This window comes from Salinibacter sp., from assembly GCF_036626415.1.
In the GTDB taxonomy this organism is placed as follows: domain Bacteria; phylum Bacteroidota; class Rhodothermia; order Rhodothermales; family Salinibacteraceae; genus Salinibacter.
This window is the reverse complement of the sequence record NZ_JAZKRW010000070.1, coordinates 1-15,694: the sequence shown is the minus strand read 5'-3', so window position 1 is coordinate 15,694 and position 15,694 is coordinate 1. Positions and strand designations below refer to the sequence as shown.

The window sequence follows — 15,694 nt, the reverse complement described above, 5'->3', positions numbered from 1 at the left end:
GCCTCTACGGTGGCGATGGTCTTCGTCTCCTCCAGCAGCAGGCCCTCCATGATCTCGAGGGCGTCGTCGAGCGTCGGCACGTCCTGGATGATGGCGCGCATGAGGCCGCCCTCCACGTCGTCCTTCATCACGTACTCGCGGTCGAGGAGCGTGAGCTTTTCGAGGAGGGGATGGAAGACCTCGTCGTAGAAGTACGGGTCGGCGTCTTCGCTGGGGAGGTAGAGGAAGAGACGTTCGTTCTTGTAAACCACCTTCGGCATGCGCAGCTGTTCGCCGAGGAGGCGGAGGCGGGCGCCGGTGAGGAGGTTTTGCACCGGCTCGGGGGCATCGCCGAAGCGGTCCTCCATCTCGTCGAGCAGATCCACGAGCGTCGTCTCGTCCGGTGCGTCGCTGATGCGGCGGTAGAGGTTCAGGCGCTCGGTGTTGTCGCGCAGGTACGACTCCGGGATGTAGGCGTCCTCCTCCACGTCGACCGCCGTCTCGGGCCCCGGCGGCACGGCCTCGCCGTCGAACACGTCGTCGAACTCCTCCTCGCGGAGCTCCTTCACGGCTTGGTCGAGGATGTTGTGATACGTTTCGTAGCCCACGTCCTCAATGAAGCCGCTCTGCTCGGCGCCCAGCAGGGAGCCGGCCCCGCGGATGTCGAGGTCGCGCATGGCGATGTCGAACCCGCTGCCGAGATCGGAGAACTGCTCCACCGCCTTCATGCGCTCGCGGGCGTCGTCCGTGAGGCCGTGCACGGAAGGCACCAGCAGGTAGCAAAATGCCTTCCGCTGCGACCGGCCCACGCGGCCCCGCAGCTGGTGGAGCTCGGAGAGCCCGAAGTGCTCGCCCGCGTGGTTGATGATCATCGTGTTGGCGTTCGAGATGTCGAGCCCGTTCTCGATGATCGAGGTGGAGACGAGCACGTCCAGCTTCTCGCTCAGGAAGTCGACCATCACGTCCTCCAGCTCGCTGCCGCTCATCTGGCCGTGGCCCACGCCGACGCGGACGTCCGGCACCATGGCCCGCACCATCTCGGCGACCTCGTGGATCGTCTTCACGCGGTTGTGGATGAAGAAGACCTGCCCGCCGCGGCTCGTCTCGTAGACGATCGCGTCGCGGATGACGTCCTCGTCGAAGGTATGGATCTCGGTGTTGATGGGCTGGCGGTTCGGCGGGGGCGTCTCGATGAGGGAGAGGTCCCGCGCCCCGAGGAGGGAGAACTGAAGGGTCCGTGGGATCGGCGTGGCGGTGAGCGTGAGCGTGTCGATGTCCTCTCGCATTTTGCGGAGCGTCTCCTTCGTCTTCACCCCGAAGCGCTGCTCCTCGTCGACGATGAGGAGCCCGAGGTCGTCAAACGTGATGTCGTCGCTCGTGATGCGGTGTGTACCGATGAGAATGTCGACCTGGCCCTTCTCCAGCTTCTCGAGGACCTCGGACTGTTCGGCCCGCGAGCGGAAGCGGGAGAGCACCTCCACATTCACGGGGAAGCGCTCCAGCCGCTCGCTGAACGTGGCGTGGTGCTGCTGGGCGAGGATGGTGGTGGGAACGAGCATGGCCACCTGCTTGCCGTCCTGCACGGCCTTGAAGGCGGCGCGCACCGCCACCTCGGTCTTGCCGAAGCCCACGTCGCCGCACACGAGCCGGTCCATCGGCACCGGCTCCTCCATGTCGCTTTTTACGGCGTCCGCGGCCTCGGCCTGGTCGGGCGTGTCCTCGAACTCGAAGCTGGCCTCCATCTCACGCTGCCACGTGGTGTCGCTGGAGAAGGCGTAGCCGTCCGACGCCTTGCGCTTCGCGTAGAGCTTGATCAGGTCGCGCGCCACCTCCTTGACCTGGGCCTTTGTCCGCTGCTTTTTCTTCTCCCACTGCTCGGAGCCGAGCTTCGTGAGGGTGGGCTGGTGGCCCTCCTTGCCGGTGTACTTGTTGAGCTTGTGAAGGGCGTGGACGTTGACGTAGAGCACGTCGTCGTCGGCAAAATTGAGGCGCACGGCCTCCTGCTGGTTGCCGCGGACGGTGATCTTCTTCATCCCGTCGAACCGCCCGATGCCGTGGTCCACGTGCACCACGAAGTCGCCCCGCGTCAGGTTTTTGATGTCGCGGAGGTTCATCCCGTCTGCGTGCCCCCCCCGCTGCTTGGTGGAGGGGCGGTGGTAGCGGTTGAAGATCTGGTGGTCGGTGTAGACCGCCAGGCTCGCTCCGGGCCACTTGAAGCCCTCGTGCAGCGACTCCACGACGAGGCGCGCCCATCCGTGGTCGATTTCTGACCCCAAGAGGTCACGAAGGCGCGAGCTCTGGCCGTGGCTGTCGCAGAGGATGAACGTGTCGAGATCCTGGTCGCCGTTTTCCTGAAGCTGCTTCCGCACCAGGTCCATGTCGCTGTTGAACGACGGCTGCGGGGCGGCCTCCAGGTCGAGCGTGTCGGTGGGGGTGCCGTTGGTGGAGGACGGGGTAAAGGTCCCGAACTGGAGGCGCGGGTGTCGCGTGAGGGCCTCCGACAGCTGATCGCCGGTCAGGTAGCGTTCGTCGGGCGGCGTGAGGGCGTCGGGGGCCGCGTCCGTCTCCTCGTCCTCGGCCCGCTCCGCCCGGCGCTCCTCGTAGGCCGCCACGGCCTCGTCGTACTGCGCCTGCGCGCCCTGCCGCACCTGGGCCTCGTCGAGCGTCGCGAGCACCGCGTCGTCGGGCAGGTACTCGAAGAGAGCAATCGACCCGCGCGCCGCCGCCTCCCGCTCCAGGTTGGGCACGAGGCGGGCGGTGGTGAGGCGGCTCACGGAGCGCTGCGTCTGCGGGTCGAACTCGCGCAGGCCGTCCACCTCGTCGCCGAAGAAGTCGACACGGATGGGGTAGGTGCCGGCGTAGGGAAACACGTCGAGAATGCCCCCGCGCCGCGCAAACTCGCCGGGCTCCTCCACAAACTCGACGGGGGAGAAGTCCTGCTCGAGCAGCCGGTCGGCCAGCGCCTCCAGTGCGATCTCCTCGCCCGTCTCTACCGTGAGGGTTTCGCGCTGCACGGCCTGGGGCGGGGGGACGAGCTCGCCGACGGCCGGCACGCTCGTCACGAGGACTCCGTTGAACCCCTCGGCCAGTCGCTGCAGGGCATCGGCCCGTTCGATGAGGGGCGTCGAGTCCGCAATCTGCTCGGAATCGTAGGGCGTCTTCTGGGTGGCGGGCACCCGAAGGAGTGCCGCGTCCGGGTCGCCCACGAGCTGCTCCAGGTCGCTCTGCAGGTACGCCGCCGCGTCCTCGTCGGGCGTCAGCACGCAAAGCGGCGCGCCGGGCTCGCGGTGGAGGTGGTAGAGGAGGAAGGCCGGCAGCGATCCGGCGGCGCCGGTCACGTGGAGCGCCGGTGCGCGGTCGCCGCGTTGCGCCTCGGCGGTCCAGGCCCGGAGGCGGGTGACGGCCGCGGTTGTCTCAATGCGGTTGGCGATCGAGGAGAGGGACACAGGCGTTCGTACGAATTTCTGAGACCAGTTGCGAGTGGAGTGCGGCCTCCCCAAACACCGAAAGCCCGACGCCGCGTCATTCGCGACGGTCGGGGACGAGAGAACGGGCCCAGGTGTGGGGGACGGGAATGTTCACTTCGAGAAAACCAACGACACAGACGAGCGGGGAGGTTCCGGGGGCGCTGCACGTCGATACGGCGGGCGGCAAAGAGTCGCAGATGTTTCACGTGCACCGCTGGGGCGAGGGTCGAGGGGAGAAACCGGGGAAGAACGGAGTCATGAGGGACAACATGTTTCACGTGAAACAGGGCGGGCACATCGTGGCGACGGACGGATCCGACGAGATGCTCGCCCGGGTGCAGGAGCGGCTCGACAACGACTCGGTGACGCTCCGTCAACTCAATGTCACGGAGCCGCGGCCCTTTGGGGCCCATCGTTTCGACGCCGTCGTGGCCACGCTGGTGCTGGAGCACATCGACGACCTGCCCTCGGGCTTCCGCGAAGTGCGCCGCGTGCTGCGGGACGGGGGCACGTTGTCCTTCGCGGAGCTGCATCCGATCCCCCAGTTCGAGGGCGCGCAGGCGCACTTCGAAGACGAGGCCACCGGCGAGACGGTGGTGATCGACGCTTTCACGCACCCGGTGTCAGAGTTTGTCGACGCGGGACTTGAGACGGGGTTTGTCGTGCAAAATATGGCGGAGTGGCGGGCGGAGGGGGACGAGATGCCGCGGCTGTTGACCCTTCGTTTCGGGGCGGGGCCCGACGCAGCAGGTTCGTGACGACAGGATTCTCGGGGCGCAAAGAAGAGGACGGGAGATCAACAGTCTCGGGACACATTGGGGCTCCGTTCTGTAGGAGAGAACGCCTACTTCGACAACGATCTGTGAGAATCATGCAAGTCACCCGCACCCCCGCCGACGTTTTGGCCACGCTCTCCCGCCGCTACCGAGAGCACTACGGCGATCGGCTGGTGGGAATCTACGCGGTGCCCGAATTTCCCTTCTCCGACGACACTCCCGAAAAAACGGAGGACGATGACGTGCGAGCGATCGAAGTGCTCGTCATTCTCCACGGTCCGTACGATCCCTTCGAGGAGACGGACCCGGTCGTGGACATCGCAATGGACGTGACGGAGGAATGCGATTGGAAAATGGGCATTCTCGTTCGTCACGCAGCGCACAATTCAGACTTCGCTCGGCGGATTGAGGGCGACGGAGTTGACAGCTGATACAAGACGACGAGGGAACGGGCGCGATCATCTCGGTTCGACAAGTAGGTCGAACTCCGAGAGAGACCTAATGGTATGGTAGTGGCATAATAGAAACGACTCCTGAACACCCAAGAAGCACGCCAAGAAATGGCCTCAACCTCCCAGGCGCCTCCAGCAACGAGAGCGGACGTGCTCGCGATGCTGGCCCGGCGCTTCCGAAAGCACTACGGCGACCGACTCGCGGGGCTGTATGCCACGCAGGAAGACCCGTACGAACCGGAGCAGGGAGAAAGTGAAATTGGCACTCATGTTACCGTCGTGCTCCAGGGCCCGTACGAGCACTGGAAAGAAACAGACACGATTACGGAAATCACGCACGACGTTTTGGACGAGACCGATTGGGTAGCGCCCATCACCACCCACCACGTCGCCCATGACTCTGCGGTTGCAAAACGAATGAGACAGAGCGGGGTGCGATTTGACTGAGACTCGCCGCCGACTACAGAGTGCAAGAGACCGGCTCGCATGTCGGTGAACTGAAAAAGCCCACGATGTCCATTGTACGTCTGGCACAATGCAAGCGACAGATAGAGTCGACATTCTTGCCGCCCTCGCCCGCCGCTACCGAGAGGAATACGGAGACCGCCTCGCTGCGCTATACGCACTGCCACGAAATCCCTTCGAGCCGGAGGAGGAGCACGAGGTTGAGAATCTGGACGTAGTCGTCGTGCTCCGGAACGTCGAGGATCACTTTGCGGAAACCGATGGGGTTGTGGAGGTGGCGATGCAGGTTGAGCGAGAGCATGACTTCGAGTATGGAATTTTTCCCCATCACGCTAGCGAAGACGACGATTTTGTGCAGATTGCCAAGGAGGAGGGAGTTCGGTTATGACGAGTGCAGAGTGGATTGAAGCTGCCCGGATTCGACTTGAGGCCGCCACCGTCCTTCTTGAAAATAACTACCCCGCTGATGCGCTTACCCGAGCCTACTTTGCCGTTTTCTCGGCGGGAAAAGCACTTCTGCACAACCGAGGGCTGACGGCCAAGACACATCGAGGAACGCACACTCTCATTCACAAGCACTTGCGGGAAGATATCGATACCGCGCTGCTCCGTTCTCTTCAGGAGGAGCGGGAGGATTGCGACTACCGACTCCTCCGCCCGTCCACGTCGAAAGTGAATCGCCGCCTTGAGCAAACCCAGTCTTTCATTGAGGCAGCCAAGGAAATGACGTCCTCGGAAGAGGACGACGAGTCTCTCGGGTAAATGGAGACTATTCTTCTGTATCGTCAATCGCCGGCCGCACGAAGCCGTCCGTTTCGTCAAGACGCCGCCACGCCTCCTCGGCGTCCACGTCCGCCAGGATCATGACGATGGCGGTCTTGACGTGCCCGTCGCACCGGTCGAGCACCGCATCGGCCGCCTCGTAGTCGACGCCCGTCACCATCATCACCGTGCGGATGCCGCGCTCCACGAGCTTGTCGCTGGTGCGCCGCAGGTCCACCATCATGTTCTCGTAGACCTTGCCGAGGCGCACCATCGCGGCGGTCGTGATCATGTTGAGGACGAGCTTCTGCGCGGTCCCGCTCTTCATGCGCGTGGAGCCCATGATCACCTCCGGCCCCACCACCGGGCAGATTGCCACGTCGGGGGCCACCTCCAGGTCCGCCCGCGGGATCGTGGTCACGAACAGGGTGGGGCACCCGATCGCGTCCCGGGCGTGCTCCACGGCCCCCACCACGAACGGTGTGCGCCCGCTGGAGGCGATGCCGCACACCACGTCGCTGCTCGTAACCCCATGATTTTCCAATGCCTTAGCACCGTCTTCGGGCACGTCCTCCGCCCCCTCCTGCGACCGAAAGACGGCCTCGCGCCCCCCGGCAATGAGGCCCTGGACCCGTTCCGGGTCCGTGCCGAAGGTGGGGGGGCACTCTGACGCGTCGACCACGCCGAGCCGCCCGCTCGTCCCGGCGCCCACGTAGAAGAGCCGCCCGTCGTTCTCGAACGCCTCCACCACGATCTTCACCGCCTCCGCCACGTGCGGCAGCTCGCGGCGCACCGCAATCGGCACCTTGTGGTCCTCCGTGTTGATGACCCGCAGGATCTCCTCCGTCGACGCCGTGTCGATGTGGGTGGAGTGGGGGTTTCTCTGCTCGGTGGCAAGCTCTTGGAGCTCGTCGAAAAGGGACGAAGAGTCAGGCATTCAACACGAGAGGGGACGGGGCGAGAGGGGGCGAGGCGAGACGGCGGTTCTCTGGTCCAGAGAGCGCTTCAGGAAGCGGCGATTCCGATTCGAGAGCGAAACCGAACGAGGGCCCACGCAAAGAGGGCGGTGAGGACGGCGATCCCTCCGGTCCACCAGGATCGCAATGATGGGTCGGGGGAGGGGGCCAACTGCAGGGGCTGTGGGGAGCCGTAGAGCACCGTGGGTCCCCAGAAGAAGGGGCTCAGGTTGTCGGGGTGATCCTCCCGGTACGTTAGCTTGGCCTGCCGGAGGGCCTGGTCTTTGGGCTGGCCCGCCTGGAGGTTCTCGTAGAAGGTCTCCATGAGGGCCACGCTGGACTGGTCGGCCACGGGCCACAGGTTGGCCACTGTGGCGTCGGCCCCCATGGCCCGGAAGGCGTACTGGAGGCCCGCCATCCCTTCGCCCCCCCGGAGCGTGCCGCGGGCGGTGCTGCATCCGCTGAGAACGGCAAGGGGGAGCGACCGGTGCTGGCCCTGCAGTTCGTGGAGGAAGAGAAGGCCGTCCGAGCTGGAGTCGGGGTGAAGGAGGAAGGCATTCTGGAGTGGGGACGTGGGGTGCACGTAGGCGTGCGAGGCGAGATGGAGAATGCCCGCCTCGCGGGTCGCGTCGGCGAGTGCGCCCTCCGTGGCCCGCTCGTCGAGAAAGGTGGCCGCATCGTCGAACAGGCGGCCTAGCGCGTCCATCTCCGCCTGGACGCCGGGCAGGGGTGGAAGGGAGGCCGCGGTCTCGCTCGTGTCGGGACCAGACGCCGGGAGAGAACCCGGAAGGCCCCGATGCTTCTCAAACGAAGACATCCCGAAGGCTGCGAGATCGCGGGAGTACGACGCGCGGCCCGGGCCCGCCGACGTGTCGATCGCCAGTGAGACCGAGAGGTCGAGGGCCGTTGGGCGCTCCTGGAGGACAAAGCGGGCTTGGGTGTGGTCGTAGCGCCCCCCTGGCGTGGCCGTGGCCAGCATCGAGAACGGCACGTGAAACATCGGCCCATCGGGGATGACGGTAAGGGACTGTCCGGCAGGGAGGGACTCGGCGACGGGGGCGTAGAGCCGGTCGTGCAGCGCCCGGAGCGGGCGAAGGTCAAAGTGCATCGCGTTCATGTGCTGGGGCGCCTGCCGAGCCGCGAACAGGGGAGAAATGTTGGTGACGCGGGCCCGCACCGAATCCTGGGATAGATTCGGGAGGGAAACGGTCCGGAGCGTGTCTTCGGTCAGGACGAAGGCCATGGAGCGCGGGGCGCGGCCGTACACGGGCCACGGATCGTCGAGAAAGTACGAAACGACGGCTCGGTCCCGCTGGGCCAGCGTCGCCGACATCTTCTTCACCGACGGCTGGGACGTCTTCAGAGAGTCGGTGCGCAGAATCTGCTGACGGGCGGACAGAAGGGCTGCCTCGCGGGCGTGGAGCCGCACCTGCTCGGCGTTTGAGAGGGAGTCGGTGCCGAGTTGCGTGCGCACGTCGGCGAGCGTCCGACCGAGGCTGTCGAGGCGAGCGCGAGTCGTGGGGGGCATCTGGGTGGACACCCGCGCCTGCGTGCGGAGGTCTTGGAGATGCCGGGCGCGCGTCCGATCCAGGGCGGCCAGGGCGGCACGGGGCTCGTTTTGTGCCAGGAGCGTGCGCACGAGCCCGCGGTGGACGTCGCGCCACTGGGCGAAGGCCGTGGAGGACCACTGCGTGGCCGTCAGCGACTCCCGGGACTGCTCAATCACCGCCACGCCCTTCCGGTACTGGGCCTCCGCCGCGGCCCAGCTCCGCTGGAGTTCGTGTAGGCGCCCCAGGCCGCGACGGGCGCGGCGCTGGTAGTCGAGATTCCCCATCTGCTCAGAAATCGTGAGGGACGTGTTTAGGACCGACTCGGCCTCCGACCAGCGCTCCGTCTGCATGTGCAGTACGCCAAGCTTGAGGAGGGTGAGGGCCCGGAGCCGTGCGTCATTCTGAGCCCGGGCGTGCTGGCGAACCTCTGCGTTCAGGGCGTAGGCTTGGTCGAACGTGCCCAGATACCCGAGACTCTCGGACAGCGTGAGCGTAAGATCGGTGCGTCGCCCCGGGGCCTCGGCCAGCGCCCGGCCCCGACGGGCAAGGTCGCGGGCCTGCCGCAGCGAGGCCCGATCGAACTCGGTATTGAGGGTCTGTTCCAGGAGCAGGTCGGCTCGGTGGTGGAAGAGGCGAGCCCACTCGGCCGGGTGCTGCTCGGGGGCACGGTCGTGCTTGCGGGCGAGCCCTTGTGCGCGGCGATAGTAGCGGTGCGCCGAGGAGTAGTCCTGGGTGTGCTGATGGAGGCGGCCCACGTCGAGGAGATGGGTCACGCGCAGGCCGACCTCGGCCTTCGGGGTCTTCTGAAGGGCCTTCAGATAGTGTGTGATGGACGCGGAGAGGTTGCCGAGGTGGTAGTAAAGAAACCCCTGGTCCTGATGCAGGGAGCGGGTCCACCCGGTGCGGGTGCCCTCGACGGAGGGGACCGAGGGCCCTGCGTCAAGGTAGGCGCGGGCCTCTTCGAACGTCTCGAACGCATCGGAAAACCGGCGCAGGGCGGCGAGCAGGGCCGTTTCCACCTGAAACGTGCGCATGATGTTGCCCAGGTAGGGCCGCGCAACCGCCGAGGGATTGAGGGCCCGAAGGCAGGCCCGCGCCGAGCGCACCTGGGAGAGGGCAGCGCGCACCGTGTCTCGCGGCACGGGGGGCGTGCTGGACCACATTTTCGGCACGCCGTCGCCCCAGCTGAGGGGCGGGGCGGACCGGGTGGGGGCCAGCTGCAGGCACGCGTCGAGATCGTCGGTCGAATCCGCGACGGAGGGGGCGGTCGGGGCCAGTACCAGCAACGTGCTCAGCAGAACGACGAGCATGGCCCAGCGGTGGACGGAGAGTGGATTGCTTATTAGATTTCACAAACGGTCGGCCCTCAGAGTGGGCACTGCCGTTGACAGTCTCTCTCATTTTCTGACATCGACCCATGACTGTAGCCCCTCAACACCTGCGCACCATGCCTCAGCGTTATGCTCGACAGGCAGGGGGCGGGGCCGATCCCTCGTCGGGAAGCGGTGGGGGCGGTGGCTCGAACGGCGGTGGGGACGACGAGGAGGAACTTGAAACCTAAGGACAGGCCCCGACCATCGCAAAGGCCCCTGTTTGCCCGCAGGGGAGCGGGAAGGGCGAGACGCCCCGACGGACGCGGCAAGAGCTCAGGAAGGCCCCGAGCGCCCGTACAGGGACGCCGTGCACGTGCACGTGTCGCCGCAGACTGGGCAGTGAGGGCGGCTGCCGGTGCGGGCATAGTAGCGGTCGACGGTCCCCAGGCACGTGAAGCCGTGCTTCTCGAACAGGCGTCGGCTGTCGGGGGGCGTTGGGCGGTGCCACGCGATGCCGAACGTGCGGGCCACGTCCCGTATGGACAGTCGCTCGAGCCGGCGCGCGTAGAAGGCGGTCCCAATTCCACGGCCCTCCCAGTCGGCCCGCACGCACGTGAGGTGGAGCAGGCCGTTGCGGGAATTGAGCGACACGTCCACCTTGAGGGGATCGAGCCCGAGGTACTGACGGGTGTAGCGCCGAGACCCCACCTCCAGAAACGAGACGCCCACGACGGCATCGTCCGGCGTGACGGCTACAATTCCGGCGGCCGAGTGGGCCGGGGCGAGGGCGGCCTCCATCCATTTCCGGCGCGTATCGGGGGCCCCGCCGAACCGATCGGCCCAGAGCTGCTCCGCCGCGGACACGTGGGCGGGGGCGAGCGGGCGGAAATGGACGGCCGATGCCTGGGGCATGGACGGCGCCGAGCGTAATACGAGTATAGCAGGGGAAACGAAGGCCGTTCTAGGCCCGGGTGAACGAAGGCCCCGCCCCCGTCGTAATGAGAAGCCTAGGAGTCTACACCGGATCCCGCTCAGGTTTTTCAGAGGTGGCGCCCCGTTCATGATTCTTCACACCCTTCGCCTTCGGTCGTTCCGGGCCCACACGGAGAGCGAGCTTTCTCTCGCCCCGTCGATCAACCTCCTCTACGGGCCCAACGGAGCGGGCAAAACCAACGTGCTGGAGGCGGTCCACTACCTGTGCCTCACCAAAAGCTTTACGGCCTCGCGGGACCGCTACGCCGTGCGGGCCGACGCGCCCTACTTCGAGGTGGAGGGGACGGTCGCGGATGTGCGCGAGAAGCCGATGACCGTGCGGCTGGCGTACGTGCCCGGGGAGGGCAAAAGCATCTTCGTGAACGGCGCGGAGCTCGACCGGCTGGCCGACATCGTCGGCACCCTGCCGGTCGTGGTCTTTTCGCCGGAGGACTACGACCTGACGGCCGGCGGACCCAGCGAGCGGCGCCGGTTCGTCAACAACATCCTCAGCCAGGCGCGGTCCGTGTACATGGAGACCCTCATGAAGTACCGCCGCGCGCGGCGCCAGCGCAACGAGGTGCTCCGCAGCTACAAAAAGCGGTCCGCCCCGCCGCCCGACGAGCTTCTGGCCCCCTGGACAGAAAAGCTGGTTACGCTGGGGAGCCGCATCGTGCACCGGCGCCAGCAGTTCCTACAGGATTTTGCGGGCGACCTCGAAGAGGCGTACCGCCGCATCGACGCGGTCGCGGAGCGCCCCACCATCGCGTACGACACGGTGGCGGACCTCGCCCCGGACGCCCCGCCCGAGGACATCGAGGAGGCCTTCCGCGCGGCCCTCGACCGAAAGCAGGGGCAGGAGCGGGACCGCGGGACGACCCTCGTGGGGCCGCAGCGGGACGAGCTCGTCTTCCGCCTCGACGGCCTGGAGGTGCGCCGGTACGGCTCGCAGGGCCAGCACCGCACCTTCGCCATGGCCCTCAAGCTGGCGCAGTACTTTTACCTGCAGCAGCGGAACGACACCGAGCCGCTGCTGCTGCTCGACGACGCCTTCGGCAAGCTCGACGCGGAGCGGACCGGGGTTTTCCTCGACCTCCTCCGGTCGGACGCCGTGGGGCAGAGCCTCGTCACCGCCACGCGCCGCGGCCCCTTTGAGGCGGCACTGAACGCAGACCCCGAGGCGCACTGCGCCTTCCACGTGCGTCCGGGCGACGGGGCGGCGACGGTGGAGCCGGATCCGGACGGTCCCCGGGGAGGCGCGACGACCCCCAACGGTGTGGCATCGATGCCCGCGGAAGCCGACTCGGGGGCGCCCCGCGACTGAGCCCGCGTCGACGAACGTGTTTTTTGAACAAGCAACCGCGTGTCTCCAATGAAGCCCCCCCCGTTTCCTGCCCGCCGCAGTTCCATTCGACGCCCCCGGCTTTGGGCCCTCGTGCCCGTCCTGTTGCTGCTCCTCACGGTTGGGACCGGGTGTGTCTCGACGGGCACGAACCCGGTCTCCGGCAACACCCGCGCCTATGGCTACTCCTGGCAGGAGGAGGTGAAGCTGGGCACGCAGGCGGACGAGCAGATCCAGTCGCAGTATGGCGTCTACGACGACGAGGGGCTTCAGCAGTACGTCGACGAGGTGGCACAGGAGGTGCTGGCGGAAAGCCACATGCGGCGGCCCGACACGCCGGAGCGGTTCCGGAATACGGAGTTTGAGTTCCGCGTGCTCGACAGTCCCGTGATCAATGCGTTCGCGCTGCCCGGCGGCTACGTGTACGTGACGCGGGGCCTCATGGCCCACCTCAACAACGAGGCGCAGCTGGCCATGGTGCTGGGACACGAGATTGGCCACGTGGCCGCCCGGCACTCCTCGCAGCAGGCGGCCCGCCAGCAGTTTACCCAGGGGCTTCTCCTCGGCGGGGCCGTTGCCGGGCAGGCCGCCTTCGGGGGCAACGTCGCGGAGAACGTCATGGGGGTCGGGGGACAGGCCGCGCAGCTGCTGTCCCTCAGCTACAGCCGCGACAACGAGCGAGAGTCCGACCGGCTCGGGGTGGAGTACGCCATCCGGGCGGGCTACGACGGGGCCGAGGGGGCCGCCTTCTTCGAGTCCCTGGACCGAGTGCGCGAGCAGGGTGGGCAGTCCATCCCGACGTGGCAGTCGACCCACCCCGACCCGGGGGCGCGCCAGCAGACGATTCCGGAGCTGGCGCGGACGTGGCAGCAGAAGGTGGACGCCCCGGCCACGACGATCAACCAGGACCCGTACTACAACTCTCTTGAGAACGTCGTCCTGGGCAAGAACCCGCGCCAGGGCTTCGCGGAGGACGGCATGTTTTACCACCCCGAACTGGAATTTCGCTTTTCCATCCCCAGCCGCTGGACCGTGCAGAACCAGCCCCAACAGGTGGCCTTGGTGGAGCCCGACCAGTCGGCCTACATGATCTTCACGTTCTCCGACGCCGAGACCCCTGATGCCGCGGCCCGCGAGTTTGCCGGGCAGGAGGGCCTCTCGGTCCTCGATCGGCAGCGCACCTCGGTGAACGGAAACGACGCCCGGCGCGTCCTGGCGGAGGGGAAGACGCAACAGGGGCAGGTCGTGCGCCTGCTGACGTACTTCATCGCCTACGGGGACAACGTGTACCAATTTCAGGGGCTTACCGGGGGCGACCAGTACAGTACCTACCGGCCCGACTTCGAGCAGTCGATGACAAGCTTTACCCGGCTTGCCGACCCGGAGAAGTTGAACCGACAGCCCAAACGCTTGACGATTCGGCCGGCGGGGCGGGAGGCGGCGTTCCGTTCCTTCGTGGATGCGGACGCATTGCCGTCCGACATGACGGAGGGCGACCTCGCGATTATCAATCAACTGGAGTTGGGCCAGACCGTGGCCCCGGACCGGCCCCTGAAGCTGCCAAACTAACCGGTCGCGCCGCGCCTCACTGCCGTTGGGCGGGGTGGGGATCTCCTTCTTCCGTCGGCGGAATGACGCGGCCTTCACCGCCGACGACCATCTGGCCGTCCCGGTAGATGTACGTGCGCACCTTCACGTGCTTGTTGTCCTCGATCTTCTCCGACACCTTGATCTGCACGCGCACCTCGGAGCCCACGGGGACGGGCCGGAGAAAGCGGCACGAAATGCCGACGGCGATGCTGCCGTGCCCGGGAAAGTCGCGGCCCAGCACCTTCGAGATGAGGCCGAGCAGGAGCACGCCGTGGACGACGGGCTTGCCAAATCGGGAATGCTCCTCTGCGTATGCCGGGTCCACGTGCACGGGGTTGTCGTCGCCCGTGATGTCGGCGAACGTCTTCACGTGCTCTGCGGTAACGACCCGCGTCCATTCGTGGGAGTCGCCAACGTCGATCGATTCGTACGTGTGAGCCATGAGCAGCGAGTTGGTAAAGAAGAAGGAGGCGAGGGGATGAAAATCTGATCCCGCAGCCAAGTTAGGAAGAAATGACGGGAAAACCTACTCGCTCACTGGGAAGTGCCGGACCGCGTGGTCGCTGGCTGATTTAGGGGCTGAGTGAGTCGGTTCGTTACTCCAATGCAGGGGCGGGCGGCCCGTTAATTCGGGGCTGGAGGCAAGGGGGCTGGCCGAGGGGCGGAGTTGGGGACGCACGATTCTGTACTGGTCATCAATGCACGAACGAAATGGATCGTCTTTTCCGGGCCCTGCGGCCGTTCATCCGATGGGTGACACGGCGCGCCGGGGTGGTGCTTGGGCTCGCCGTCCTGGCCACGGCCCTGGGCGGCTACGGGGCGTCTCGCCTGTCGATCGATACCGACATTGCCAACCTGGTCCCGGAGGACTACGAGAGCGTGCAGGCCCTCAACACGCTGCAACAGACCGTCGGGGGGGAGCGCGACATGGCCGTGGCCATCGTGAGCCCCTCGTTTGAGGCCAACCGGCAGTTCGCCGAAGACCTGATTCCGAAGGCCCTGTCCTTAAAGCGAGAGGCGGACACGAGCGAGACGTATCTTACGCGTGTGGAGTATACGCGAGAGGTCGGGTTTCTCAAAGACAACGCGCTCTACTTCGCCTCCAACCAGGAGCTCCGCCAGGTCGAGGACTTTTTGGACGACCAGATCGCGGAGGCAAAGCGGGCCCGGCAGGACGCCAATCCCTTCTACTTTGAGCTCGAGGAGGACGAGGAAGACACGACCGAGACGAGCGAGTCCGGCGAGGAATTGGAGGGGGTCTACGACCGCCTCATCGGAAAACGCTACCCGATCTCCGACGACAGCACCACGATGGTGCTTCGGTTCTACCCGTCGGGGTCGAACACGAACATCGGGTACATCGAGGACCTGTACGCTGACACGCGGGCCCTGGTGGACCGGATGGATCCGGAGTCGTACCACCCCGAGATGAAGGTGGTGCTCGCCGGGCGCCTGTACCGGCAGCTCGCCGAGGTCAACACCATCTGGAGCGACGTGGCCGGCTCGTTTGGGGCGGGCGTGGGCACCGTCCTGCTCGTGGTCATCGTATATTTCTTGTACAAGGCCTATCGGGTGCGGTCAGGGGCCGGCTTCGACGGGCGCATCCTGCTGCAGGAGCTGGTGCGGGCGCCGGTAATGGGCCTCGTGATCGGCGGGCCGCTCTTCATGAGCCTGGCGTGGACGGGCGGCGCGGCGTCCCTGCTGTTTGGGCGACTCAATCTCATGACCTCGACCCTCGGCCTCGTGCTCTTCGGACTGGGGATCGACTTTGGGATCCACTTCTACGCCCGGTACGCCGAGGAGCGGGCCGACGGGCACGCGGTCGGGGACGCGGCAGAGCGCACCTTCGTGAGCACCGGCCAGGCCATCGCCGTGGGGGCGTTCACGACGGCCGGCGCCCTGTACGTGCTCGTGGCGGCGGACTTCAAGGGCTTTAGCGAGTTTGGGGCCATCGCGGGGACGGGCGTGCTGTTCGCCCTCCTCGCCATGACGGTGGTGATGCCGGCCCTGCTGGCCCTGCTGGAGCGGACCCGCCTGCTTAGCCTGCGGGTGGGGGCCGGCATGGAGGCC

Annotated in this window: 14 protein-coding genes; 9 read left to right on the top strand and 5 right to left on the bottom strand. The window is 66.5% G+C overall.

Annotation, left to right across the window (positions count from 1 at the left end; all coding sequences use genetic code 11):
* A partial coding sequence (mfd, locus tag V5A20_RS08990; protein WP_332316928.1) for a transcription-repair coupling factor occupies window positions 1-3,425 on the bottom strand: 3,425 nt, incomplete at its 3' end.
* Between the two features lie 128 nt (window positions 3,426-3,553).
* On the opposite strand from mfd, the gene V5A20_RS08985 reads away from it, so the two are divergent.
* From V5A20_RS08985 to V5A20_RS08965, 5 genes are all read left to right on the top strand, one after another.
* A complete protein-coding gene (locus V5A20_RS08985; protein ID WP_332327161.1) occupies window positions 3,554-4,204 on the top strand; it encodes a class I SAM-dependent methyltransferase in 651 nt (216 codons plus the stop codon).
* 113 nt (window positions 4,205-4,317) lie between these two features.
* On the top strand, window positions 4,318-4,653 hold the full coding sequence (locus V5A20_RS08980; RefSeq protein WP_332316930.1) for a hypothetical protein: 336 nt from the start codon (window positions 4,318-4,320) through the stop codon (window positions 4,651-4,653).
* 129 nt (window positions 4,654-4,782) lie between these two features.
* Entirely contained in the window at window positions 4,783-5,121 is a 339-nt protein-coding gene (locus V5A20_RS08975; protein ID WP_332327159.1) for a hypothetical protein, read from the top strand.
* Window positions 5,122-5,209: 88 nt separating this feature from the next.
* Window positions 5,210-5,527: a hypothetical protein gene (locus V5A20_RS08970; protein WP_332316433.1), complete on the top strand. Its 318-nt coding sequence runs from the start codon at window positions 5,210-5,212 to the stop codon at window positions 5,525-5,527.
* Window positions 5,524-5,901 carry a HEPN domain-containing protein gene (locus V5A20_RS08965; protein ID WP_332316434.1) on the top strand — a complete coding sequence of 126 codons (378 nt, stop codon included), beginning with the start codon at window positions 5,524-5,526 and terminating at the stop codon, window positions 5,899-5,901. Before V5A20_RS08970 ends, V5A20_RS08965 begins: the two co-directional genes overlap by 4 nt.
* A 7-nt stretch (window positions 5,902-5,908) precedes the next feature.
* Here the strand turns inward: V5A20_RS08965 and murQ are convergent, their stop codons facing one another.
* Entirely contained in the window at window positions 5,909-6,838 is a 930-nt protein-coding gene (murQ, locus tag V5A20_RS08960; RefSeq protein ID WP_332316435.1) for an N-acetylmuramic acid 6-phosphate etherase, read from the bottom strand.
* Between the two features lie 68 nt (window positions 6,839-6,906).
* The gene (locus tag V5A20_RS08955) at window positions 6,907-9,717 is read right to left on the bottom strand and encodes a CHAT domain-containing protein (protein ID WP_332327158.1); all 2,811 of its coding nucleotides are present in this window, start codon (window positions 9,715-9,717) and stop codon (window positions 6,907-6,909) included.
* A 107-nt stretch (window positions 9,718-9,824) separates the two neighbouring features.
* On the opposite strand from V5A20_RS08955, the gene V5A20_RS08950 reads away from it, so the two are divergent.
* The gene (locus V5A20_RS08950; RefSeq protein ID WP_332327157.1) at window positions 9,825-9,968 is read left to right on the top strand and encodes a hypothetical protein; all 144 of its coding nucleotides are present in this window, start codon (window positions 9,825-9,827) and stop codon (window positions 9,966-9,968) included.
* Window positions 9,969-10,053: 85 nt separating this feature from the next.
* Here the strand turns inward: V5A20_RS08950 and V5A20_RS08945 are convergent, their stop codons facing one another.
* Window positions 10,054-10,632 (bottom strand): GNAT family N-acetyltransferase, encoded by a 579-nt coding sequence (locus tag V5A20_RS08945; RefSeq protein WP_332316437.1) that lies wholly within the window; start codon window positions 10,630-10,632, stop codon window positions 10,054-10,056.
* 148 nt (window positions 10,633-10,780) lie between these two features.
* Here V5A20_RS08945 and recF point away from each other — a divergent pair, with 148 nt between their 5' ends.
* Window positions 10,781-12,016, top strand: a complete 1,236-nt coding sequence (gene recF, locus V5A20_RS08940) for a DNA replication/repair protein RecF (protein WP_332327156.1) — start codon at window positions 10,781-10,783, stop codon at window positions 12,014-12,016.
* 48 nt (window positions 12,017-12,064) lie between these two features.
* Window positions 12,065-13,603: a M48 family metalloprotease gene (locus tag V5A20_RS08935; protein ID WP_332316439.1), complete on the top strand. Its 1,539-nt coding sequence runs from the start codon at window positions 12,065-12,067 to the stop codon at window positions 13,601-13,603.
* Between the two features lie 16 nt (window positions 13,604-13,619).
* On the opposite strand, the gene V5A20_RS08930 is transcribed toward V5A20_RS08935, so the two are convergent.
* Window positions 13,620-14,066, bottom strand: coding sequence for a MaoC family dehydratase (locus V5A20_RS08930; RefSeq protein WP_332327155.1), 447 nt, complete (start codon window positions 14,064-14,066; stop codon window positions 13,620-13,622).
* 269 nt (window positions 14,067-14,335) lie between these two features.
* Here V5A20_RS08930 and V5A20_RS08925 point away from each other — a divergent pair.
* On the top strand, window positions 14,336-15,694 hold a 1,359-nt coding region (locus V5A20_RS08925), incomplete at its 3' end, for an MMPL family transporter (RefSeq protein WP_332327154.1).